The organism is Limosilactobacillus urinaemulieris (assembly GCF_014838745.1).
Lineage (GTDB): Bacteria > Bacillota > Bacilli > Lactobacillales > Lactobacillaceae > Limosilactobacillus > Limosilactobacillus urinaemulieris.
The window spans coordinates 166,426-190,144 of record NZ_JABUXR010000001.1; the positions used below are offsets into that span (position 1 = coordinate 166,426).

Annotated in this window: 20 protein-coding genes and 1 pseudogene; 4 read left to right on the forward strand and 17 right to left on the reverse strand. The window is 42.1% G+C overall.

Features of this window, described 5'->3' with window-relative positions; genetic code table 11:
* Position 1: 1 nt before the first annotated feature.
* The 17 genes and pseudogenes from HUK45_RS00790 to HUK45_RS00870 all read right to left on the reverse strand — a co-directional run bounded on the left by HUK45_RS00790 (position 2) and on the right by HUK45_RS00870 (position 19,653).
* The gene (locus HUK45_RS00790; protein ID WP_191910648.1) at positions 2 to 742 is read right to left on the reverse strand and encodes an amino acid ABC transporter ATP-binding protein; all 741 of its coding nucleotides are present in this window, start codon (positions 740 to 742) and stop codon (positions 2 to 4) included.
* Between the two features lie 17 nt (positions 743 to 759).
* The gene (locus HUK45_RS00795; protein ID WP_191910649.1) at positions 760 to 1,437 is read right to left on the reverse strand and encodes an amino acid ABC transporter permease; all 678 of its coding nucleotides are present in this window, start codon (positions 1,435 to 1,437) and stop codon (positions 760 to 762) included.
* The gene (locus HUK45_RS00800) at positions 1,418 to 2,077 is read right to left on the reverse strand and encodes an amino acid ABC transporter permease (RefSeq protein WP_191910650.1); all 660 of its coding nucleotides are present in this window, start codon (positions 2,075 to 2,077) and stop codon (positions 1,418 to 1,420) included. The genes HUK45_RS00795 and HUK45_RS00800 overlap by 20 nt, the downstream gene beginning before the upstream one ends.
* Before the next feature lie 334 nt (positions 2,078 to 2,411).
* A complete protein-coding gene (locus HUK45_RS00805; protein WP_102169239.1) occupies positions 2,412 to 2,597 on the reverse strand; it encodes a hypothetical protein in 186 nt (61 codons plus the stop codon).
* The gene (gene gtfB, locus HUK45_RS00810) at positions 2,581 to 3,924 is read right to left on the reverse strand and encodes an accessory Sec system glycosylation chaperone GtfB (protein WP_191910651.1); all 1,344 of its coding nucleotides are present in this window, start codon (positions 3,922 to 3,924) and stop codon (positions 2,581 to 2,583) included. Before gtfB ends, HUK45_RS00805 begins: the two co-directional genes overlap by 17 nt.
* The gene (gtfA, locus tag HUK45_RS00815) at positions 3,917 to 5,452 is read right to left on the reverse strand and encodes an accessory Sec system glycosyltransferase GtfA (protein WP_191910652.1); all 1,536 of its coding nucleotides are present in this window, start codon (positions 5,450 to 5,452) and stop codon (positions 3,917 to 3,919) included. The genes gtfB and gtfA overlap by 8 nt, the downstream gene beginning before the upstream one ends.
* 20 nt (positions 5,453 to 5,472) lie before the next feature.
* A pseudogene (gene secA2 / locus HUK45_RS00820) lies at positions 5,473 to 7,841 on the reverse strand (accessory Sec system translocase SecA2).
* Positions 7,838 to 8,740 carry an accessory Sec system protein Asp3 gene (gene asp3 / locus HUK45_RS00825; RefSeq protein ID WP_191910653.1) on the reverse strand — a complete coding sequence of 301 codons (903 nt, stop codon included), beginning with the start codon at positions 8,738 to 8,740 and terminating at the stop codon, positions 7,838 to 7,840. The pseudogene secA2 and the gene asp3 overlap by 4 nt, the downstream one beginning before the upstream one ends.
* A gap of 4 nt (positions 8,741 to 8,744) precedes the next feature.
* Entirely contained in the window at positions 8,745 to 10,256 is a 1,512-nt protein-coding gene (gene asp2 / locus HUK45_RS00830) for an accessory Sec system protein Asp2 (protein WP_191910654.1), read from the reverse strand.
* An 11-nt stretch (positions 10,257 to 10,267) separates the two neighbouring features.
* The gene (asp1, locus tag HUK45_RS00835; RefSeq protein ID WP_191910655.1) at positions 10,268 to 11,788 is read right to left on the reverse strand and encodes an accessory Sec system protein Asp1; all 1,521 of its coding nucleotides are present in this window, start codon (positions 11,786 to 11,788) and stop codon (positions 10,268 to 10,270) included.
* A gap of 2 nt (positions 11,789 to 11,790) precedes the next feature.
* A complete protein-coding gene (gene secY2 / locus HUK45_RS00840; protein ID WP_191910656.1) occupies positions 11,791 to 12,984 on the reverse strand; it encodes an accessory Sec system protein translocase subunit SecY2 in 1,194 nt (397 codons plus the stop codon).
* Between the two features lie 231 nt (positions 12,985 to 13,215).
* Positions 13,216 to 14,097, reverse strand: coding sequence for a glycosyltransferase family 2 protein (locus HUK45_RS00845; protein ID WP_191910657.1), 882 nt, complete (start codon positions 14,095 to 14,097; stop codon positions 13,216 to 13,218).
* Between the two features lie 16 nt (positions 14,098 to 14,113).
* Positions 14,114 to 15,142, reverse strand: a complete 1,029-nt coding sequence (locus HUK45_RS00850) for a beta-1,6-galactofuranosyltransferase (RefSeq protein ID WP_242335185.1) — start codon at positions 15,140 to 15,142, stop codon at positions 14,114 to 14,116.
* Positions 15,143 to 15,285: 143 nt separating this feature from the next.
* Entirely contained in the window at positions 15,286 to 16,950 is a 1,665-nt protein-coding gene (locus tag HUK45_RS00855; RefSeq protein ID WP_191910659.1) for an FAD-dependent oxidoreductase, read from the reverse strand.
* Positions 16,951 to 16,969: 19 nt separating this feature from the next.
* Positions 16,970 to 17,533, reverse strand: a complete 564-nt coding sequence (ahpC, locus tag HUK45_RS00860) for an alkyl hydroperoxide reductase subunit C (protein WP_040531529.1) — start codon at positions 17,531 to 17,533, stop codon at positions 16,970 to 16,972.
* 729 nt (positions 17,534 to 18,262) lie between these two features.
* A complete protein-coding gene (gene rpsN / locus HUK45_RS00865) occupies positions 18,263 to 18,532 on the reverse strand; it encodes a 30S ribosomal protein S14 (protein ID WP_102169229.1) in 270 nt (89 codons plus the stop codon).
* A 266-nt stretch (positions 18,533 to 18,798) separates the two neighbouring features.
* A complete protein-coding gene (locus HUK45_RS00870) occupies positions 18,799 to 19,653 on the reverse strand; it encodes a metallophosphoesterase family protein (RefSeq protein WP_191910660.1) in 855 nt (284 codons plus the stop codon).
* Between the two features lie 88 nt (positions 19,654 to 19,741).
* Between HUK45_RS00870 and HUK45_RS00875 the strand changes: the two genes are divergently transcribed.
* From HUK45_RS00875 to HUK45_RS00890, 4 genes are all read left to right on the forward strand, one after another.
* On the forward strand, positions 19,742 to 21,154 hold the full coding sequence (locus tag HUK45_RS00875; RefSeq protein ID WP_206683740.1) for an MFS transporter: 1,413 nt from the start codon (positions 19,742 to 19,744) through the stop codon (positions 21,152 to 21,154).
* 62 nt (positions 21,155 to 21,216) lie between these two features.
* The gene (locus HUK45_RS00880; RefSeq protein WP_191910662.1) at positions 21,217 to 22,440 is read left to right on the forward strand and encodes an MFS transporter; all 1,224 of its coding nucleotides are present in this window, start codon (positions 21,217 to 21,219) and stop codon (positions 22,438 to 22,440) included.
* A gap of 1 nt (position 22,441) precedes the next feature.
* On the forward strand, positions 22,442 to 23,146 hold the full coding sequence (ubiE, locus tag HUK45_RS00885; RefSeq protein ID WP_191910663.1) for a bifunctional demethylmenaquinone methyltransferase/2-methoxy-6-polyprenyl-1,4-benzoquinol methylase UbiE: 705 nt from the start codon (positions 22,442 to 22,444) through the stop codon (positions 23,144 to 23,146).
* Positions 23,147 to 23,312: 166 nt separating this feature from the next.
* A partial coding sequence (locus HUK45_RS00890) for a transposase (protein WP_191910664.1) occupies positions 23,313 to 23,719 on the forward strand: 407 nt, incomplete at its 3' end.

Consider the following 23,719-nt stretch of genomic DNA (forward strand, 5'->3'; position numbering starts at 1 on the left):
TCTAAAACTCCATGCTTGATAAGAATTCTTCTGCCCGAGCAGTTTGCGGATGTTCAAAGAACTGCTTCCCTGGTGTCTCCTCTAAAATTCGACCGTTTTCCAGGAAGAGAACCTGATCCGCAATCTGTGCCGCAAAATTCATTTCATGAGTAACAATAATCATCGTCATGTGATCCCGGTCAGATAACTCCTTAATAATCTCGAGAACCCCCCGCACCATTTCTGGATCGAGGGAGGCGGTGACCTCATCGAAAAGCATTAGTTCAGGATGCATCGCTAATGCCCGAACAATTGCAATTCGTTGCTTCTGACCACCTGACAACTGACGAGGATATGAATTTGCTTGGTCTGTCAGATCAACCCGTTCCAATAGGGTCATTGCTTCTTTCTTAACCTCTTCCCTATTCCGCTTCTGGACCTTTGTCGGTGCTAAGAGGATATTATCCAAAACAGTCAAGTTCGGGAATAAGTCGTAACTCTGAAAAACCATTCCGATCTTTTGGCGCAACTCCTGCCATTCCTTTGGTGAAGGGTTAACCTTATTTCCCTTGAAATAGATGCTCCCATCCCGAAACGGCTCCAGACCATTCAGGGTTCGGATCAACGTACTCTTTCCAGAACCAGAAGGGCCTAGTAACGTCACAACCTCGCCCTTCTTCAATTCAAAGTTAATGTCATGAAGAGCTTGCCAATCACCATAAAACTTATTTAAATGTTCAACTTTAAGAATTTCTTCTGCCATATTACCACCTACTAAAATTAATGCTCTTCTTTTGCAGTGAGATGCTTTGCCCAGAGAGATAATGGGTAGTCAACAATGAAGTAGAGGATGAAAATCAGACCATATATCCAGAAAATACCGGTTGGGTGCGTTTGGTTATTTGCTTCGATGATCTGTTGACCAACATTGATGACATCCATAACACTAATCATCAGCAATAGCGAGGTTGTCTTAATCACCCGCGTTGCTAAGTTGATTGTTGCCGGGAGTTCCAGCTGGATTGCTTGGGGCAACAGGACATAACGGAATAATTGCCATTGGTTCAACCCCAATGCTAATCCTGACTCACGCTGGTGTTTAGGAACCGATTCAAGCGCTCCCCGAACAATATCGCTAAATTCAGCTGCAACCCACAAGGAGAACGCCAGAACTGCCATCCAGGTTGCCGGCAAATTAACATTAAACTGTCGCGGTAAAATGTAGTAAACCAGGAACAAGAGAACTACTGTCGGCACAATCCGAAAGAACTCGAGGTAAAGAAGCAGGATAAACCGAATAATTCGACTAGGCAGGGTTCTTAAAAGACCGAAGATGGTTCCCAGTAACAAGCCAATTGCTAACGAAACAACCGCAATCCAAACCGATGTCCACAGCCCACCCATTAACCGGGCAAAGTTTGTTCCTTCAAATAAAACACTAATTCCCGAATGAGCCATACCGAACCCTCCTTTCAAGCCAGTCAAGCACTATGATTACCGGGATCAAGATAATTGCGTAGGCGATTACCAACACAAACAAGTACTCGTTTGACCGGTAGTACATTCCAATCAAGTCAAGAGCCGTATTGGTCAGCTCTGGAATTGCAATTACGGAAAAGATTGACGTTTCCTTGATTAGGAAAATGATGTTAGCCGCCAAAGCCGGAACGCTTAATGACAATCCCTGCGGAAGAATAACGTACCGTGCAAGCTGATACTGATTCATCCCCAGTGCTTCACCAGCATCAATCTGGGTTTGGCTAACCCCATTAAAACCACCGGTAAATCCTTCGGCCATGTATGCCCCGCCAAGGAAAATCAACCCAATAATCCCACAGGTCTCGGCCGTCATTTTAATCCCCATTACCGGAAAGGCATAGTATAAGAAAAATAGCTGAATTAGTAATGGAGTGTTCCTTGCAACCTCAACGTAAACGTTAAGAACCTGCCGGAGAACCGGAATCCGAAAGTACTGTACTAAACTGGTGATAATTCCAACAATGATTGAGCCGACAATCCCAACTAGCGAAAGCCAAAGAGTTAATTTGAACCCTTGGACAAAGTTGGGGAGGCTCTGTTGGATAATCGTCCAATCCATATAAAGATCATCCTCTCTTTTCTTTTACCGCGAAGTGAAAAAAGGCTTACAATTCAAATTCAGAATTGTAAGCCTAGTTTGTTAATAATCAATCTAAAAATAGCTTGATTACCTTTGATTTTACTAGAATACAAATTACTGAATTTTAATCACGCCAAAAAACTTGTTACAAGCAACGCAACAAGCAGAACAGAATTCATTTGGCATGACATTATTCAGCATAATCTGTACTCCCTTCGTGATGAATTAATTAAATTCTACCCGATAATGGCTAAAAGTCAATAGAATATCCTAACTTTTTGTAAGTTATTAATTGAACAAGATCTCGTTTTAGCTAAAAAATACTTACCAACGAGGTTAGCAGAACAATAATCAGGATAATCCCCATAATAATCTTGGCCGGACTAAACTTTTCAGGTTTCTTAGCATACGCTTTTCGGTGTTCCTTTTCAACGTGGTTCAACCGGTCAAGAGCATGTTTCTCTACCATTGATTCATTATCTTTATCTTGCTTTGCCATTTGTCAACGCTCCAATCACTTCTTTGTACTGTTCAACAGTCGCATCATTAGCATGTTCACGCTGGGTATCGATTAGTTTCTCCATCAATGCTGGCTTAAGCAACGCTGTCAAAATCGTTTGGGTCATTTCTTTGGCCTGGTTTTGATCAAAAATATTTTGTGGCGCAACAAATTGCGGTTCATGCAAGGTGTCCTTAAAGCCAAGGATTAACATGTTTTGTTCAAACGCTGCCCGGACACTATCAAGGATTTCACTCCCCCGGTTAATATCAAGGTAAATGTCACAATCTTTCAATAATTGCAAAGCCCGTTGACGGCTAACATTTGGATAAACCGTTACGTTTGGTCGCTCACCAAACGCAAGGAGCTTCCCGGACATTTCGGTCACCGCAGCAATATGGAATTGAATATTTAGCATTGCCCGCACTAATTCATCTAAATGATCAATTTGGTCAGAATTAGTCATAATGAGAATTCTTGGTTGCAGCTTATTCCCCCGTGGGTGCGGGTAAATCATCCCCAAATAGTGAAGATCGTCAACATTACCAGTACCATTAGGGAATAATTCGCGCCGACGCATCCAATCACGATGACGCTGGAAAACGATATGCTTCGTTCTTGTCTTCTTGTCTAGTAAGTACTGCATATTTCCGGGAATTTTTGCACCGGTATCTTCATTCCAGAAGAGCGTATCTGAACCGTCAGCCGGCAATTGATCCATTACCCATAATGGGTAGCTAAGGGAATTGTAGAAGATGTGATCAAGGTTATACTTTCGTAATTGAAGATAGAATGTGACGAACTGCGGTAATGAAGTAAAGTGGCGGTGAATCTTCTTGGTATCTAAGAAAATATCGCCAGCAGTAAGGTTCCACTCAATCACAATTTTGCCGTGATTATCAAAATACTTTCGGTACTTTGCCTGACCATTCTCATAGTAAGTTTTAGCAAATAAGTGCCCATGATTATTGTAATGATCGACCCATGAAACCGGCCCAATATCATCAGACCAGCGAACTTCCTTCACCAGCCGTGTGTTATTTGTAGAACTATAAAAGATCTGGGCCTTTCTCTTGTCTAAATCATAAATCCGGCCCTCAGAGGCTGTACTTAGGATTCGCCAATAATACGGAATCTTAAGCTGATCAAAGTACAACGGATCATGGTTATCAGTCAAATTACAGAAATACTTAAACGGCGAATCAACATCGTCAGGCAAGAAGCCATCATCAACCATCGCTACTGACGGAATCTTGATCTTTGCCGCTTTTTGTGAAAAGAGGAAGTCACGAGAACTGCCATCATATTTTTCAAATAGGTTAATCATGTTTTAATTCCTCCAATAGCTTTCCCCACCGCTTAGCAACGTTATTGGTGAGGTATGGTTCCGCAAGGTCATAGGAGTGCTGGATAAATTTCTCCTGATCAGCGGTGGTAAAGAGTTTGATAACTGCATCAGCTAAGAGGTCAACCTTCTTATCATCGCTCCAATCTTGGGTATATGGTAATAAGTAACCGTTCTTGCCATCATCAATGAAGGTCTGGTTACCATATGGCACGTCAAACCCGATCATCGGCAACCCTGACCCAACTGCTTCCAGAAGACTCAAGCCAAAGCCCTCACTAGTAGAACCAGCAATATAGGCTGCATAATTCTTATAAACATCGGTAAGGTCATGTTGCCCCATCAACCGAATATAATCATTTGCATGGTACTGGTTGATTAGCTCAGTCAGCCGGCCCATTTCGCCACCCTGACCGTAGATATCCAAGGTAACGTCTGGAACTTCCTTATGTGCCTTAGCAACTGCCTTTACTAACCAGTCAATATGCTTTTCAGTAGCTAACCGCGAGGCAGTAATTAGTGAATGCGGCTTCCGCTTAGTAGTTGGCTTCATCAACTTTTGCAGGTTTCCCACCGGAATAGTAGTAACGTTCGGTGTCACGTTCTGGTATTGCTTAAATTGCTTGGATAACAGTTCACGCTGCTTATCAGTGGCCACGATAAAACTAGCGACATCCTTTGTATGGGTAAACTGGTACTCGTAGAAGTTATTCCACAAAACATTCTTCTTGTTGGTATAGTGTTCATCATAGTGATCTGCATGAACAACAATTACTAACTTAGCCGGATTATGATGTTCAAAAATTAACTGACCATTAATCAGAATGTTTCCATCATCCTCACGGTCAAGAATAATTGTGTCATCCTTCGTCAGGTGAAGTCGTTTTAACATTTCAAGGTAAAGAGCGTTCTTTGAATAATAAATCTGATCAGTGAATTCAAAGACTTCATGCTTTCCCCGCAGATGTTGAGTATAAGCAACGCTACCATCCTCATTATAGAAGTCACGGTAAACTACATGGTTACCGTTCTTTTCACCGCTATAATATTCGGTTGCGTATTTCGTGTATGAATAGAAATCACGTTTTACCATTGCCCCATTAGCAACGTAGGAAACCTGATCAATCGTCTTCTTTTCGGGATCATGGAAGCGAACATTGATCGATAACCCTTCTTCATCAGAAGTATAGAAATAATTCTTCCCCCCATTGATCTCCTTACAGTTAAAGCTCCGGTCTTTAAGGTTAATATCATCCGCAAACTTACTCAGGGGATAATCTGATGGTGCAATTTTGACATCAGTAAAGAAATTGTAGAACCAGATGATCTCATCGTCAGAATAACCAAGGTTTTTCGTTAAGTCCTCAATGTTGTTTGCCAAGATTAGATCCGAAAAAATAAACTTAGCTGGTATTTTTAATTTTCGTAATGATTGGGCGCGGTAAGCCTGGGCGTACTCGACACCGCTGCTTGCCCAACCAATTCCGAGGTTGACATTATATACAGTCATCTAATCGTCCTCCCGTTTACCTAGTTGAAACTAACCACTAGTTGGTTCTTCTTATTTAACTTAATCCGACTAAGCAGCAAGTTATCAACCGCTTTTTTCCGTGCTTCACGCAGCATGTTTTTGTATGATTCAAAGGCCTTTACTTGATAAATATAACCGGGATCACGACCAGAAAGCGACCATGGCTCAACAATAATCCGTAAATCATTGAGATAATTAACCTGATCAGTCCAACAACTATCCAAGGCAGTTAACAAGGCTGAACGGTAAAACTGGTTTAACTGTTCAGTATTAATCAGCGTCTTGTATTTCTCCTTGAGAATATCTGTACATAGGTTTTCCAGGTACTTTTTTCAGTGCCTTACGGTTATACATTAAATTATCGGGAATCTTAACTTCCTGATAAGTAAAATGCTCGTTAATCAAATGTTGCAATTGACTAGGCGACCAATCTGTCTGGGTATTAAGGAAGTCGTCAATTCCTTCGCTTAACCAGTTACCAACGGTTCGTTCGAGACGGGCATTATTCATCAACTTTTCCCGTTCCTTATAGAATTGGGTTCGTTGAATTCGCAGGGCAACTTCGTACTTGTTAGTCTTCTTCCGTGACCGGACTTCACCATCAGCTACCCGGCTCTTTAGCATTTCCAGACTTAAGCGAATCCGAGGACTTGTAAGCTCCTTCGGCATTGCCCCCTTACGACGCTTTTCAACTAACTTGCGGTACATCTTCTTAAACCGCTTTGTACTTGCCTTTGCAATATAACTATCTTCCAACGAAATGTAGAATTGGCTAGAACCAGGATCCCCCTGCCGTCCAGCACGACCGGCAAGCTGCAGCTTAACCCGTTCTGGTAACATTTCAGTCCCAATAACAGCAAGGCCGCCCTTCTCCTTAACACCAGGACCCAACTTAATGTCAGTCCCCCGTCCGGCCATGTTAGTTGCGACCGTAACGGCTCCTGGCTGACCAGCATCCTTAACAATGGCAGCTTCACGGGCAATGTTAAAGGCGTTCAAGACGTTGTGCGGAATTCCGCGGTCAAGTAAGAGTTCCGAAATAATTTCGGAATTTTCCACCGAACCGGCAACTAGCAGGATTGGTCGTCCCGCTTTATGGAGCGTGATGGCATCATTTAACGCATGCATTAACTTTTCGGAAGTTGTTAGGTAAATCTTTGGCGGATAGTCTTTCCGAATAACTGGCTTATGGGTCGGAATTTGAACGACTTTCATGTTATAGACGTTGATAAATTCGTCTTCATCACCCTTAACCGTCCCACTCATTCCAGAGATCTTATCAAATAGTCCGAATAAACTTGGGAACGTGATTGAAGCAGCTGTTTTTTGGTTATCAGTAACCTTCACGTGTTCCTTTTGTTCAACAGCTTGGTGAAGACCGGTATTAACCTTAACCCCGTTTTTCAGCCGACCATCGGTTTCATCAAGCAGGACAACTTTTCCCTTTTCAACCAAGTAGTCATGACCATTTTTCATGAAGTAGTGGGCCCTCATCGTCAAAGCAATATGACGGTAAACCTCACGACTTTCATCATCATACAGGTTGCGGATCCGGAAATATTGTTCGGCTCGTTGAACCCCGTTATACGTCAACCAAATTGCCTTATCCCGACGACGAACGGTAAAGTCTCGTTTAGGAACCAGTGTCCGGACAAAGTCATCACACAGCCGGTAAAGGTTAGATTGAAGCATCGGGGCACTCGCAACAACAAATGGTGAAGTAGCTTGATCCAACAGAACATCATCCACTTCATCAATAATAACGTAATGGTACGGCCGTAAGTATTGACCGTCCTTATTGGCTGTTAAGTTATTGAATAGGTAGTCAAAGGCTAGGTTACTAGCGGTCGTGTAAAGAATATCTGAGTTATACCATTGCCGTTTTTCCTCTGGTCGAACCTTTCGCTCAGGATCATCCTTGGGGAACCCAGTACTTACCGTTAGTCCCATCCATTCATAAACGGGTGCCAACTGTTCCTCATCACGTTGCGCCAAGTAAGCGTTTGGTGTAACCAGAATTGCACCCTTGCCACTCAATGCATTCAAGTATAGTGCGAGGGTCGCGGTTAACGTTTTCCCTTCACCGGTTTTCATTTCAGCGATGTACCCTTGATTAAGGACAATCGCCCCCCATTACCTGAGCATCATATGGGAACATCTTTAGCACCCGTAAATCGGCCTCACGCATAGCAGCGAAAGCACGGGGAAGGATTTGGTCAACAGTTTTCCCATCAGCCAATTGCTTTTGGAGAATCTTAGTTTGTGACTTTAATTCCTCATCACTCATTTTACGCATCTTGGGAGCCCATTTATTGACTTTCCGCAGCTGGCGCTTAATTTGGTGACGTTCAAAAGCATCAAGAATCATTTAACTTTCACCCCTCCCCATAATCCATTGATTGCGTGAGTAATTGTAATCCAATCTGGATCAACCAAGTTAGCCGTACTCCACTCAGGAATATCACGACTGGCATAAATTTCATAGTCAATATGCAATTTATCATCCTGACTTGCTTCCGTCAGTAACAGCTGGGTCTTTGGACTAGCCTGATGAACTTTTCGTAAAACCTTATCCAGATCAGCAGCTGTACTAATTAAGTGTGCATAAAGCTGGTTTTTCTGTTCAATCCAATGAACAATTGCATCAGCCAGGTCACCATCATACTGCCACCCAATACTGATGATCTGTAAAGGTAAGCCATTAAGCATCTTACCAACTGTTTCCCAGGTTTTCTTTACCCGCTTTGGGTCATGCATTACGACAATATTAATCGGCTGGTCAGAGTCTGAATTAACTGGCTGATGAAACCATAAATCGTTATGAACACTCCGTGGAAGCTTAGCCGGGCAAATTTCAAGCCGTTTAAATTGCAGGCTAGTACATCCCGTATTAACGAGACTAACTTCATAATGAACAGCACCCTCCGGAAACGTAAACGCCTTTTCAAGGTTATGAAATTCAAGCCGACTAATTTCATCTCCCTGGCCATTAAAGAAGACGATTCGGGTAAAGAAACCCTGTGCCGGTTCGGACGACGCCTTAATTGAAATCCGGTAGCGCTGGTTAATTCGTAGCAATGGTAATTGGGGAACAATCTTATTCGCCTGAAAATTATAGACGGACCCCCACTTAATAATATCCTTCCCGGGAACCATTAACGGATTATTAAAGTCCACTTCCTTTTTGGCGGAAATCGTTACTTTGGACCCGTTATAATAGGTATTCCACGATGGTCCCCAATATACTTGGTTAATATAATTCTGCATCTTATTAGCCCTTCCTGCCAAAATCGTTTTGCATTAATTCCTTTAGTCGACTGACAAACCAACTAACAACTTCTGGATCATCATTGTGTCGTCCAGGGAATCCCTTATAGATAAACTGCCGTGCCTTCTTTACCGCACGATTGTTTGATAGATCATGATATGCCAAATTATCGTAGTCATCATCTTTCATGTAAGCGATAAATAACTTCGTATTCGTCAGATCACATTCAGTAAAGTCCTCCCAGAATGTTTGGTCAATCATGTTTAGATCGGCAATGCTTAATTTTTTCGTTAGCTGTGAATCAATATCAAAAATCGTATCAAATTCATCTGGACGGTGAAGACGCCCACGTAATGCCACGTAACCCAGGTTAGTAATCGGCTTCGAAACGATGATTGCATGGGCAGACAATTCAGCACCATACTTCAATGCCGGATATGTCCCCATTGAAATCCCATTCATCACTAACTGATCCTTGGTGAAGCCCAGCTCTTTCAAGTGGGTCATAATCTTTTCCTTGATTAACTCTGAAATTTTAGCGCCAGTATAGAACTGCCCAACTTCAAGCCGGGGATCCGTAAACAGGAGGGATGGTGCATGGACACTCCTGAATAGTGGGTAAGCTTCAAACCCTTCCAATTCACGGGCACCAGAAAAGTAAACATTCAGCGGTGGCTTTAGATCGCCAGGGTTAAAGTAAACGCCAACCTCTTCTCTTGTTTGCGGATCGACTAATCGATCTCCACCAACAATATAATGACCAACACCCCGTCGCGACCAGCGAAGGTGAAGGTTACCAAGAATCAATACTCCCTGACCGCGAGCCTCCAACTGAACATTGGTTAACCGACCAACTTCAAGCGGCTTAAGCGGTAAGTCTTGTTCCTCCGAGGTATCCATATCAAGAATAAATGACTTAGCGGGATCTCCATCCCCACCTAGCGGACTGTAAAAGGCTCGCAGACGAAGATGCAAGTCATCAGTATTTTGGTGCTCAAGCCAAAACTTAATTACCCGATTTGGGTCAACGTAGAGTGAGGGCCGGTAATTACCTAACGAGCGCCACTCTTCTGCTGTATCAACGTTCAGAATCAGATGTCCCTCATCGTGAAACTGCATTTCTTGAATATACTGATCGTTTAGTATCAGGCTTTGCGGTGAAATCCGCATTCCCGATTGACCAAAGTAATACTTACTAGGCAGGCTGTTAATTAGTGCTTGTGGCTCCTCATCAATTGGCTTGGCTAGTTGGAGGCGGAGATATGTTTGTCCCGCAAGACTAATTTGTTCCTTAGCTTCCGGAACATAAAGGACGGTATAAGGATCAGATAACCACTGTAACTTCGCCCAATCCTCGTCACTCAACTGGGTTGCCCCAGTAACAATAACAACCGTATAGCGATGTGGTTTATCCTCTTTTAGCGGCCGAGGATAAGCATTATATTCCCACTTAACATCTTTCGGAATCGCGTAATTTACTGACCAATCACTTGGCCCTAATTGAAGGACATTCATTAACTCTCACCTCACTTTGCAGTAACTCGTTGCCAAACCTTCAGCATATTCTCTTCTGAATACTGGTTAAGCATTTGAACATCATACGTTAGCGCCATATTCCAGTTCTTCAAGCTATCCATGTAGTAACTTAAAGCTACTGGCAGTTGGAGCATATTCTCACAAACAAAGCCATTTTTCCGATCCACAATGGCGGCCGTTCCCACTTGACGAATTTGCGGAATTCCAACGTTAATTGTTGCCATTTGAAGGAAACTATCCGAACGTTCTCCCCAATCAATAACGAGACGGATCTTGTCTAAGGCACTCATCACATCATTATTGTTTGTCCAACGATGGACCCGAATTTCTAGTTCAGGTGTTTGATCATCTTCATCGGGAATGGATCGCTTTAACATTGGCTTTTCTGGCTTTAACTTAAATTCTCCCGGGTGGGCGGCCTTGAGTTCTTCAATCATCTGGTTTGCTAACTGTTCCTTTTCACTAGTATAGGCAAACATGTATAAGGCCTCTCCCTTAGGATTCTTGAGAAGGCGTTGGTAAACCAGTTCGATAATTGGCCGCAACATGTTCGGGTCAACATCTTCCACAAAGGCACCGATCCGTTGCTGACTAATCCGCTGACTGTGCCCCAGTTTGAACTGGGATGGAAATAGCGGAATTACCCCTGTTTGGATGGCAACCACGTATGCTTTCTTTAACATTGCGGAAGTTTCTTCTGAATCAACAAGGACTCCCTGATTAGCCTCCCCACGCAATACTTGAAGCGTTTTTTGGAAAGGATGCCAGCCACTGACTGAATAAACCGGCCGTAACTTAGCAAAGGTTTCATTTTTAACCATGGATTGATCGTCCATCGTTACGATTAAATTATCTTCTTTATGAAGATGCGCAAGAAATTGGGTTTCTACGATCTCGGAAACTAAATCGGTCAACCGTGAATATTGAAGCTGCTTAGTAAATCGTGATAAATCAGCATTGATCTCTACCTCATCACTTTGCAAGTGGTGCTTAAAACGCCAATGCCCCTGCTCATCATAATAGATGTGGAGGACTGGGCGCTGATTGTCTAGCCGTCTTTCACGGGAGATAAAACCGCGACTATCAAAATCGAGGATACGGTTAATCCGCCCCTGTTGATCATAGTATTCAACGGCTAAGATTTTCCCTTGATTATCAAATGCCACCTTAGCGTAAAGCTTATCCTTGCGAATCGCATATACCCGAAAGGCGGTGTAGTTGAAGCTAGTATCATCCGGCCAGTTAAGATCATGCAGATCAATAATCCGACTGGCAAAGTGATTAACCCCCTGTAAATAATCAAACACAGAAAAGATCTTTGAAGGTGCTAATGCCATCTCGTTTAGTTTAGTCATTAGCTGGGGCTGGTAATCAGTTATTACTAGTCCTGCTTTATTCTGGGTATTTTGTAACAACTGCATGTGACTCGTTGCATCGTCAAAGGCAATCTTCGGGACAGTTGTCGCCCAGTCCTCCATCAATTCATGCCAAGCTGGTACTAAGTAATCCAAGATTATCCCTCTTTCTTCATTAACTTCTCGTAACGACTTGGGAACAGCAAGGTCAACAGTTGATCCTTAATTCCGGTCATAAACATAACCAACATAACAATATTCATTGGGATAACAGCAAAACCAGCAAATTTCCCCAAAAGCTGGTTACCGAGTAATCCGAGGGTCAATTGAATAGCGTTCAGAAGTGCTCCCCAGAATGAGACCCGTAAAAGTTTTTGTTTCAAGTATTCTTGAGTTGGCTTCCCTGGCCGAATTCCGAGAACATAATTGTTGCTGTTCCGCAGCTGCTTTGCCTGTTCCTTAGGATTAAATTGCATAAACGCAAAAAAGTAGAATAAACCAAATGACAACAATCCACTAATAATGGCATCAAAGTAAACATTAGCAAAGATCGAATCTCTGCCGAGGAGGCTTCCGATCATTGTTGGGAACATCAATAAAGCCATCCCAATCATGTATGTCATCATTGCTCCTGAGTTAAGTCCAATTGGTACAATAATCGGTTTGGCACTGCTTGGCATTGATGTATTAATCGTCTTAACCGGGTAATAGGCATGACCAAATGCGTTCCAGAAAACAATTGCGAGAATTCCAACAAGGATTAGGGCAACGATCCAGAATGCCGGGTGACCTAAAGTAGTGATTCCCTGAACGGCTTTTTTAAGGTTTGGTAACGACATCGTAACCATGTTAAAAAGAACGATCGTGATCGTCCCTCCAATACCAAATTCCATGTTCATGTACCCCATCCAGACAACAAACAAACTACCAGCAGTTAAAATAATTATTACGGCAATCGCTTGCAGAATATCCGAAGTCAGGTGAAGACCAATGACCAGGGTAACGGCCTGAATTAACGTTAAAATTAAGGTCACAAACTGTTGAACCACCATCATCTGACGCATTGATAAGGAATCCAGACTGAAGAGCTTCATCATCATTAAAAGCTGCATAATCAACATTGCAATCATCAGTGGGTTTAGTCCGATCATGAACAGTGATAGCTTTTGGAAGTTAGCCCCACTCATGAAACTAACAACGCTCAACGGCGTATTGTTTAACAAATGATGAAACGACTTGGTAACCCGTGCAAACGGAACTGGAATTGACGATCCGAGCATGTAAACCAGTAATGTAAGCAACGTCACCGCAACCCGACGACGCAAATTAGACAACTGAGATGTTTTTCGCATTTTTCACACGCTTTCAAATATATTTCTAGAAATACGGAAATAGTGGTTTTGTTCTTTGCAAACTTTCCCCAACAAATAATTAAAATTTGACCACTAAATCTTGCTAACATCTTAATTTTAATGCAAATAGATCATAAATAAAACACTTATTACCATATAAACGAAATTCATGACAAACTAAAAGAGGTTAGGAATTGACTCCAACCTCTCTGCTATTTAAAGCTAATAATGTCACAACTTAGATTTTGCGATCATTCTTAATTTAAAATCAACGTCTTGGTACTCATGGTACATTCCGGCATTCAAGTATGCTTTTCGGCATCTCTTTAACCGTTTAATATAAATTTCCTCTAGGATCCGCGGATCGTACCCTAAGATATGAAGAAAAGCAATTTCCTCCTCCAAGCTCCGCAATGGCCGAATGTTTTCTTGGTTTCTGCGATGCGAAAGACCCTCTTGATTAAGGCGATAAATATAATCCTCATCATCTAAGTAAACAATTTTGCTAGCCTGGAGGTACGTTTTCCAGGTTGTAAATTCATCATCAATTTGGGTATCTTCCGGGCAAAAAATCTGTTTGAGAACTTCTTGGCGAAAGAGTTTTCCCCAGAGAACAGTATAAATTAATTGAAAAAAGTCATCCCTATTAGTATAAGCAAAGTCAAACCATTCTCGTGGGGTGAAGGTATGCTGACTAACCTTATGCTCTGGCATATGCACAAGTAGGTGACCATTCCCCTTATAATACTGAAAGTCACTTATTGCGATCTGGCTCCCAGTTGATTTCAAAGCCGCAAATAACTCTTCTAAATAATTAGGCATTATGTAGTCATCACTATCCACAAAGGTAATGAAATCCCCAGCAGCAACATCCATTCCATAATTCCGTGCCTTGCTAACACCTTGATTTGACTGATGGAATACCCGAACTCGTGAATCCAGTTCCTGATAATGAGTGCAAATTGCAAGTGAGCGATCCGTTGACCCATCATCGATCAAAATTAGTTCAAGGTTCTGATACGTTTGTTTCAATATACTTTGAATACATTGATCTAAATACTGTTCGGTGTTATAGACTGAAACAATAACTGATATTTGATCTTCTTTCATCATTATTTACCCAGCATTACTAATCATAAAAAGCCTTAAAAACCGCTTCAGTCAATGCTCGTTTTACAAAGTAACCTCCACGAATTAGCTTTGCAAAATCATCAATTGAGTCAACCATTTGATCGTACTCCGCGGTCGTCATTGTTTGAACCTGTTCAATTGCTTCAGGGAGTGAATCAGCAATAATTCCCAAGTTCTTTTTCTCAATAATGTCACGAGCTGGGGTCCCGCTATTGACAATGACTGGCAACCCAGCAGCCAAATAAGTTGACAGCTTAAATGAACAATTATGCTTCATATATTCAAGCCAGTATGGATCGCCAGACCAAATCAGACCAAAGCCACCCGTCCGGCGAATATTATCTAATAAGGCGATATCTGGCATGCTGCCAACAAATTCAATATTACGACCGACTCCCCAGTCTTTTGGCGATGTAAAGACTCGAAGCTTAACGTCTGGATTAAACCAGGTTCCACCAAAACCAAATTTATCTGGATTAGTTGGATCACCAGCAAAGTTAATAATTGGAGCATAATGAGGCTTTTCCTTCCCCAGCTCATTGTCAACCATATGGTCCCACATTTTTTGGATAACAACTTTCTTAACAGTTAAGCCATGCTGACGTAAAAGTTCAACCATGGATTGGGATGGAGCAATGATCACATCAGCCATGTTGTAATACTTAATCCATTTGTCCAACAAGTACCGATTGCTCTTCCACATTAACGGAATCACATCATGGATGAAAATAATCCGTTTTAACCCATCATAAATCATGGTTCGTTCAATAAGCGCTGTATCCCATTCAACTGAGTTCCAGGATGGCGATTGAAAAACGATCACATCACCCATTTCGACTCCCGCTAACATTCCATCAAAGCGAGAAATTAATGAACGCTTGCTCTCGTTTTTGTCTTGATACTGAAAAACACCAATTTCACGAAAGCCGAGTTCTCTCGTCGCAATGTCCGTTACCATATTCTGGGCCAGTCTGGCAACCCCAATCATATGGTGCGTGTTGGTAATGTGTACTCTCAAATTATCCATCCTTCTTTCTAAATCCAATTATAGCAGACTTAATCATTTTTATAAAAAAAGCTCCAGCATTTTAAAGCTAAATGCGTGGAGCTTTATTCTGATACAGATTCAATCATTATCTAGTATAAAATGAAATGACTATTCTGCAAAATTTAAGGACGAGTGTTCTCAACAGCCGTAACAAGCTGATCCATTGTCTGACTGCCAAAAATGACAGGTCCATCATTAATCATTGTTGCAGGGACACTCATGATGTTCTTAGTTTTCCGCAATTCTGGGAAGTGTTGTAAGTCAATCATCGTTGCCGTAATCTTTGGATTTAATGCAGCCATCCGTTGGCAAGCAGCGACAACATCAGGGCAGAAGTGACAGGTTAGTGAAACACCAATCTTAATGGTTGCTTCAGGAAGTGCTTTAATCCGTTCAACCATTTCCGGTGAAATCGTCTGTCCAGGTCCCGCAACATTATAGATGCCTAAAACAAGTGAATTTAACTCATGACCTGTCGGAATTCCTGCATAGTGAAGTCCAGTATCATTACCATTAGCATCAAGCAACCGTAATTGTGGCAAGTACTTAACATCTTGCGGAGCAGCTTGCTTCTCGACCTTTATATGTTGCTCATCCAAACTAGCAAATTCCGTTACAAAGCCAAGTAACTGGTCACTTAATGACGTTCCGTTAGCTAAGACTTGTAAAGTAACGGTCTTTGTCAAACGAGCAAGGATTGGCTTCAATTGCTGATCAATATCTGCAGATAACCAATTGCCAGCATGCGGTGTAACTTCCTCTTCATTATCAAGAGAAGAGGTTTGACCGACCGTTTTGGTTGGCTGTTTAATTTCTGCATGGATTGGAATTCCAAGTCGTTGTTTTTGATCAGCAATATACTTTTCAGCAGCCGTGGCAGCTTCGGCACCGTCAGCAGTAGCCGTTACTATTTGCCGAAGCGACTTTTCAATAATATCGCCAGCAGCAAAGACTCCTGGAATGTTTGTCTGCCGTTGACTATCAGTAATAATATAGCCTTGCTGATTAAGCTTAATGACTCCTTCAAGGTTCTTTGTTGCCGGTTGGGTCCCAATGTAAATAAAGACACCAAAGGTTTGGTCACCATCATTAAGGTGGTAAGTTGTTTTTTCACCGGTCTTATTATTAACCAGGATGGCTTCGGTTAAGTAATCATCACCAGAAACACTTTCTACCTCAGTGTTGTACTTAACGCTAACCTTTGGATTATCCAATGCCCGAGATGCGATCAGCGGCGGACAGGTAAAGTGATCGCCCCGAACTAAAACGGTAACGTGCTTTCCATAACGACTTAGGTAGTCAGCTTCTTCTGCGGCAGCATAGCCACCACCAACAACGAAGATTTGCAAACCGGTGAACAGCTCACCATCACAAGTTGAACAGTAGGCAACGCCCCGGCCACGGAACTTTTCTTCACCAGGGAAACCAACCTTTCTTGGGTTAGCCCCGCCAGAAATGATAATGCTCCGTGCCAGGTACTGCTGCCCATTAGTATCAGTTACGGTTTTAACGTCAGCAGTTAAATTATCGTACTTGGTAACTTCAGCGTGTTTGATTTCAACACCGAAATCCGCAACCTGCTTTTGCATTTTATTCATCAATTCAGTGCCGTCAACTTCTGCTACCCCGGGATAGTTATAAACAACAGATGTCGTCGTTACTTGACCGCCAACACTGTTTCCCTCAAGGATTAGCGTATCAAGGGTTGCCCGACCAGCATAAAGACCAGCTGTCAATCCAGCTGGACCGGCACCAACGATGATCAAATCATAGATATGCTCACTCATCGGTGTTTCCTCCTATAAATTAAAGCTTACCAACAAGGTCCAAGCTTGGCTTAATTGAGTCTTGACCTGGCTTCCAGTTCGCAGGGCAAACACGATCACCATGTTCACGAACAAATTGAGCAGCTTGAAGTGTCCGCAAAATTTCATCAGCGCTACGACCAATTCCCATGTTGTTAATTGTGTAAGATTGAATCTTGCCATCAGGATCAACGATGAAGACACCACGGTAGGCTTGACCAGCGTCTTCATCCAAAACATCAAACATCCGGGCAAGCTTACCAGCAGGATCGGCTAGCATATTGTACTTAATCTTGCCAATCTTTTCTGAAGCTTCAGCCCATGCTTTGTGGACGAATTCAGTATCCTCTGAAACTGAGTAAATATCAGCATCAGCCTTCTTAAAATCATCATACTTATCTTGGAGAGCTTCAAGTTCTGTTGGACAAACAAATGAGAAGTCAGCTGGGTAGAAGAAGAAGATACTCCACTTACCCAAAACATCATTCTTAGTAACTTCCTTGGTCTTGCCGTCTTGGTATGCATTTACCTTAAAATCATCAATTTCGTGACCAATAAAATTCATCATAATAACCTCTCCTTAATTTAGAATCATTCTTAACTACATCTTAAGTATAACTAATTTCCAATTAAGATCAAGGCTAAATTAGAATTATTTTAAATCAAATATTTTAAAAATAAAAAAGGGGTTGTGGCATAAGTCCTATTACTTAGATAAAACACGAACAGCGCAGTACATAAATGACTTCTGTCACGCTCCCTCGCAATGGTTACCTAATAATATAGATAAACCTCTTAAACCAGTAAATTTGCTGGTTTAAGAGGTTATACCATGCTCTCTATCTAAATTGAATTCTTATTTACTTAACTATTACAGACAATAGTATAGCACATGATCGTGATCATGTTAACAATGGTTTAGTTGGATAATAGTGGTCGCGGGCTAGGCAACTGAGTCGGCCTATGCGCAGTAGCTGATTGACTTCTTTCATCAACAGATTGATAGCAAGAAGTCTAATCAGACTTGCGAGGGTTCACAGACGAAAACAAGTTTTCTGGTTCACTCCTTCGCCCTAACCTTCCTCGAGCTAACAGACTAGGTAACTGAGTCGAAATGTGCTCGCCAGGAACTTGCTAGGACCAGCAACCTACGACTTTCTAATGCAGCTAAGTAGAAATGTGCTCGCCCTAACCTTCCTCGAGCTAACGACCTCCGACTCCGACGACAAAACGTCGTTCGTCGGAGAAATCGTTAGCCACCGGAAGGTTTTAACGGGCTCGCACTCTGTTTCTACTACCAACTAGCCTTTTTAACACCAGGAATTTGACCTTTGTGGGCAAGTTCACGGAAAGTTAATCGAGACATGCCGAACTTACGCATGTAAGCGTGAGGACGACCATCGTAACGGTCACGGTTGTGCAAACGAACAGCACTTGAATTACGTGGTAACTTGGACAAGGCGATGTAGTCTCCTTGTGCCTTCAATTGCTTCCGCTTTTCAGCATACTTCTTTACCAATGCTTCTTGGTGCTTCAACTTAGCAATTTTTGACTTTTTTGCCATAAATTAAAGATCTCCTTTATATTCATATTATTTGTAAATAAGCTATTAATAACAAAACGAACGAAATATTAACAAACTAATGGTTAAGGCCCGTATTAATTTTTCCGATTAGTTTAGCTAGTATTTCCAAGCGACTGTAACAGCATAACGTGATCTCATTAACTTGTGGCGATAATGAGACCCCGTGTCATTAATCAACATTTGCGAACAATTCATTAAGTATTATTATACTAACTTTTTGTAAGACTTACAAGAAAAATGTCTGACTAATTTTGACCAAGCCGTTTACAGTAGTCTAAATACTGAGCAGCATAACCGTACTTTTGATTCAGCCGAGTTAATTTTTCAGGATCATGAGTATACGCTCTTCCGGTATGCATCATCAGATCGTACAGTTCAACATAGGGAACGGCAGACTGATCAGCAATTGCCTGCTCCGCCTTTCGATCATAGCCAACATGACGGAAGTTAACGGATGCCATCCCGAGATCATCAACCTCAATTACTAAGTAGTGGGCCCGCATATCGCGGTGCAGCTTATCCCAGCCATTAAATGGTTCACCAACAGCCCCGGGATTCATAACAATTCGTTCGTCGCTTGCATACCGCATAATCTCATGGTGGACATGGGCATAGATTGCAACATCAATTGGTGGATTAGCTGGGGTAAACACTTGATCGAAATTCTTAGTTGATTGAGTTGGAAAAAGATCCTGGCCCATATTTAACCACGGTAAATTATGGGAAATACCGAAATTCAGGGGACCAACCTTCTTGGTAACGTGGAGAGGCCAGTTAGCTATCTCATCGACCATCCCCCGTGGAGCGCTTTGACCGACATACTGGGCTAACCGAGCAAAGTAAATATGAGATGGATAATTAACATCTATTTTCCCCCGAACGCCATTAACTACCAAATCGTCCCAGTTTCCCCGAACGATTACACTTGGATTAATGATTTTAAGCAACTGCCAGATTTCACTAACACTTGGTCCTGGCATCAACAGATCGCCCACAAACCAATACTGATCAACGTGCTGTTGACGGCTATCACGGTACATTGCACGCATTGCACTCAGGTTCCCATGAACATCTGAAAAAACTGCAATCCTCGTTTTCATTAAGTCCGCTCCTTCTCCTCCAAATTACACTTCACCGATAATTGTACCAAAGAATCCGTTAAAGAAGCAGCAATTGATTTGACACTCCATGGTAAACTATTTTAGTAACCTCAAAAAGCAAAGGAGTAATAGTGTGAATCAAAATGGAGAAGTAAGCCCACAGGTCCGGAAAATTATTACGGTTGTACTGCTCGGCTCTTGTTTTATTAGTTTAGCAAGTCAAACAATGATGGTAACAGCTCTTCCCGTTATTCAAGAAGATCTTCACGTCTCATTAAATGCCGTTCAATGGTTGACAACCGGCTACACCCTGATTATCGGGATTGTGACCCCGCTCTCATCAAACATGTACGAAAAGTTCACTAACCGGCATGTCTTTATCGGAATTATTGGAACCTTCCTTGTCGGGACACTAGTAGGCTGTTTTGCCAGTAATTTTACAAGCCTTTTAATTGCTCGGTTGATCCAAGCATGTGCCAGCGGGATGCTAATGACCTTTCAAATGACAACAATGATTTCAATTTATCCAATTGAAAAGCGCGGATCAATTCTTGGCCTTTCAAGCCTTGTCATTTCTGCCGCTCCAGCCCTCGGTCCTACAATTTCTGGATTAATTCTTGAGTTTCTTTCATGGCGCTGGTTATTCATCCTTGTCCTGCCACTAATGATTCTGGCCTTTATTATCGGCTACTTAAAGCTACCTAACTTCTCCACTCCACGACCGATCAAGATCGATTACATCTCTGTTATCATCTCGTTAGTTGGTTCTGGATTAGCCCTCGGGAGTTTAACCGTCTTCCAGATCAATTTCTGGGATGGCCTGGTAATGTTAATCAGCGGTTTCATTATTATTTGGGGCTTTGTCAAACGGCAGCTTCACTTAAAGAATCCAATGCTTAAAGTCCAAATTTTTACTTATCCATCGTTTCGCTGGATGACGATTGTCGGCGTGTTTACTTTTATGGTTCTTTTAGGAACCGAGCAGTTAATTCCAATTTATACAGAAAAGATCATCGGAATGGGTAGCTTCCTCTCTGGATTAATTCTTCTTCCAGGAGCGATTGCTAATGCCATTACTGCATCAATTGTTGGTCGACTCTATGATCAATATGGTCCAAAATGGCTGATTACGATTGGGGCAGTCATTATGCTGGTTGCATCGATTCCGTTGGTACTTGTTAGCCGCCATTCATCCATTACCCTCCTTACCCTGACCTACATGCTCCGAATGATTGGAAATGCCTTTGTCTTTAGCCCGGCCCTTTCAGAAGCTTTTTCTAACTTGAATCAGGAGGAAAATAGCCACGGTACAGCGCTAAACAATACTCTTCGACAAATTTTCGGGGCTGTTTCAGTTACCCTCTGTGTGGTTATTGCCAACACGCCGGCCTCATTAGTAACCGGGATCCGCTATGGAATGTGGACAACTGTCATCATGGTTATTCTCATGATTCTTAGTTTCTACCATTATTTACGAATCAAGAAGGCTGAACAAAATTAGCTTCTTTCCTGTGAACTTGCTATACTCGTAGTTACTACAATTAAAAAGGAGCAAATATCTATATGGATTCTGAGCTATCTCCCCTGTGGCGCAAAACATTCTATTCACTATGGATTGGCTGTTTTATAACCGGGATGGGATTCTCAATGACGATGCCATTCGTTTCACTATTTATTAATGAACTTGGTAACTTTTCAAAATTCCAACTAAATTTCTACTCAGGATTAGCATTTGGGGCCACCTTTGTTAGTCAAGCAATCGTTTCCCCGCTTTGGGGTAGTTTAGCCGATCAAAAAGGGCGTAAATTAATGTGTATGCGGGCCTCCGGGGTAATGGCTTGTACAATCTTTATCACTGGACTTTCACAGTCAGCATGGATGATTATTGGAATGCGCTTTTTACAAGGAGCCTTCTCTGGATACATCAATAATGCTGCGGCCTTAATTGCTGGAGAAACTCCCCACAGCAAGTCTGGTTGGGCAATGTCAGCAATTTCAACCGCCGGGATTGCCGGAAACCTTGTTGGACCGCTACTTGGTGGGGTTCTTTCAGGAGCATTCGGCTACCGGGTCCCCTTCTTCATCACTGGTTTTTTGATGTTCTGTGTCTTTCTAAGCACGACATTCCTAGTTAAGGAACGACATTTCAAGCCGATTAAGAAAGAAAAGATGCGACCAATCAAGGAAGTGATGGCTGAAATTCCTAACCGCAAGCTAATTTTCGTTACTTTTCTAACGACGCTTATCGTTATGGCGTCATCAATGTCAATCAGTCCAATTATTAGTTTGTACGTTCGTCAGTTAATGCATAATCACGGTAACATTGCCTTTGTCGCTGGGATTGTTGCTGCAACACCGGGATTGGGAACCCTTATTGCTGCCTCAAAAGTTGGTCACACAATGGACGAAATCTGTCCAGAAAAAGTCTTACGAATCGGACTAATCACTGCCTTTATCCTGTTCGTCCCAATGACCTTTACCCATTCACCATGGCCACTAGCTTTTTGGCGCTTCCTTCTTGGGTTAGCCAACGCAGCATTAATGCCCGCTGCCCAGACCGTCTTGACACTAAATGTACCAACGGAAGCTTTTGGTCGGGTCTTTAGCATTAATCAGTCGTTCCAAGCTGGTGGAGCCGTTTTTGGTTCACTTCTGGGATCGATCATCTCTGGACTTTCCTCATACCCGATGGTCTTTGCGATTACCGGACTAACACTGTTAATTAATTTTATCTTGATTGTATTAGTGCAACCAAAGAAACCAGCTACTAACAAGAAAGGTTATTAGTATGACAAAAACAAATCACCTCAAAAACGAATCTGAAGTTAATGAAATGTTTACCAGAGTTGCTCCCAATTATGACAAACTTAACAATATTATTAGCCTTGGGACACAAAAGCTCTGGCGAAAAAAGCTTTTAGCCGGCTTAGAATTCAAGCCAGGAATCACGGCACTTGATGTTTGCTGTGGAACCGGCGATTTAGCAATTGCCCTGGCTAACCGGCTACCACAGGGACGTGTTACCGGAGTTGACTTTAATGCCGCAATGTTAAAAATTGCCGAACAAAAAGCTAAGACGATCCCAAATCTCATCCTGATTAATGGGGATGCAATGGCCCTACCGTTAGCAAACGAATCATTTGATATTGTTACAATTGGTTTTGGCCTACGGAACGTTCCAGATGCCGATAAAGCATTAAGCGAAATTTATCGGGTACTGAAACCTGGCGGGCAATTAGGTGTCCTTGAAATGTCCCAGCCGACAAATTCGCTGATTAGGGTTGGCTGGGAAGCTTACTTTAAAGAGTTCCCTTACTTAGCCAAACTTGCTGGCGGCCACGTCAAAGATTACCAATACCTTAAAAAGACAAGTCAGCAATTCGTTTCCGCTGATCAATTAGCCAGAATGATGGCTGATGCCGGATTTAAAGCCGTCAACTATTCATCACTTAATTTTGGCGCTGCAGCGATTCATTTTGGGATTAAAGAATAAATAAAGAAGGGGCTGTGACATAAGTCCCTAATAATAAGCGGAGTTAGATGAAATCTTCGGATTTCATTTAACTCCGTTTTCCTTTAAAATATATGTTAGTAAAAGAAAAAGACACCGACCAGCCCGTCGATGTCTTCAAAATACCCTCGAAAGGATATATAAAACATTGGAAACTAATTATAACATGAATCAACTTAGTTTGAACATACCTACTGCCTATGAACCTGAATTAAACCATCCTGCTCGTTATATTAACCAATTAGTTGAAGGCCTTGCGATCCGCAAGCCTAATATTATGGGGCGACCAAGGGAATACGATCCGAGAATGTTATTAAAATTGGTCCTTTTAGCCTACAGTTACGGTATTATTTCTTGTCGGAAAATTGAACGCTTTGCTCGTGAAAATATTGTCGCAATGTGGTTAACTCAAGAACAGCGACCGACTTACCGTACGATTGCTCGCTTTGTGATTTCTAAGGACTTAGAAGAAATGATCCAAAGCAGTTTTAAGGCGTTTCATGACTACTTGAAAGCTCAAGGAATGATTGATGAGGCTTCATTTATTGATGGCAC

Excerpts from the sequence above, each read along its gene's own strand:
- HUK45_RS00875 (WP_206683740.1), top strand. The coding sequence starts at position 19,742 with ATGGTAAACTATTTTAGTAACCTCAAAAAGCAAAGGAGTAATAGTGTG.
- gtfA (WP_191910652.1), bottom strand. The coding sequence starts at position 5,452 with ATGACTGTATATAATGTCAACCTCGGAATTGGTTGGGCAAGCAGCGGT.
- gtfB (WP_191910651.1), bottom strand. The coding sequence starts at position 3,924 with ATGATTAACCTATTTGAAAAATATGATGGCAGTTCTCGTGACTTCCTC.
- secY2 (WP_191910656.1), bottom strand. The coding sequence starts at position 12,984 with ATGCGAAAAACATCTCAGTTGTCTAATTTGCGTCGTCGGGTTGCGGTG.
- HUK45_RS00790 (WP_191910648.1), bottom strand. The coding sequence starts at position 742 with ATGGCAGAAGAAATTCTTAAAGTTGAACATTTAAATAAGTTTTATGGT.
- HUK45_RS00805 (WP_102169239.1), bottom strand. The coding sequence starts at position 2,597 with ATGGCAAAGCAAGATAAAGATAATGAATCAATGGTAGAGAAACATGCT.
- asp3 (WP_191910653.1), bottom strand. The coding sequence starts at position 8,740 with ATGCAGAATTATATTAACCAAGTATATTGGGGACCATCGTGGAATACC.
- ahpC (WP_040531529.1), bottom strand. The coding sequence starts at position 17,533 with ATGAATTTTATTGGTCACGAAATTGATGATTTTAAGGTAAATGCATAC.
- ubiE (WP_191910663.1), top strand. The coding sequence starts at position 22,442 with ATGACAAAAACAAATCACCTCAAAAACGAATCTGAAGTTAATGAAATG.
- HUK45_RS00795 (WP_191910649.1), bottom strand. The coding sequence starts at position 1,437 with ATGGCTCATTCGGGAATTAGTGTTTTATTTGAAGGAACAAACTTTGCC.
- HUK45_RS00800 (WP_191910650.1), bottom strand. The coding sequence starts at position 2,077 with ATGGATTGGACGATTATCCAACAGAGCCTCCCCAACTTTGTCCAAGGG.
- HUK45_RS00870 (WP_191910660.1), bottom strand. The coding sequence starts at position 19,653 with ATGAAAACGAGGATTGCAGTTTTTTCAGATGTTCATGGGAACCTGAGT.
- HUK45_RS00845 (WP_191910657.1), bottom strand. The coding sequence starts at position 14,097 with ATGATGAAAGAAGATCAAATATCAGTTATTGTTTCAGTCTATAACACC.
- HUK45_RS00880 (WP_191910662.1), top strand. The coding sequence starts at position 21,217 with ATGGATTCTGAGCTATCTCCCCTGTGGCGCAAAACATTCTATTCACTA.
- asp2 (WP_191910654.1), bottom strand. The coding sequence starts at position 10,256 with ATGAATGTCCTTCAATTAGGGCCAAGTGATTGGTCAGTAAATTACGCG.
- rpsN (WP_102169229.1), bottom strand. The coding sequence starts at position 18,532 with ATGGCAAAAAAGTCAAAAATTGCTAAGTTGAAGCACCAAGAAGCATTG.
- HUK45_RS00850 (WP_242335185.1), bottom strand. The coding sequence starts at position 15,142 with ATGGATAATTTGAGAGTACACATTACCAACACGCACCATATGATTGGG.
- HUK45_RS00855 (WP_191910659.1), bottom strand. The coding sequence starts at position 16,950 with ATGAGTGAGCATATCTATGATTTGATCATCGTTGGTGCCGGTCCAGCT.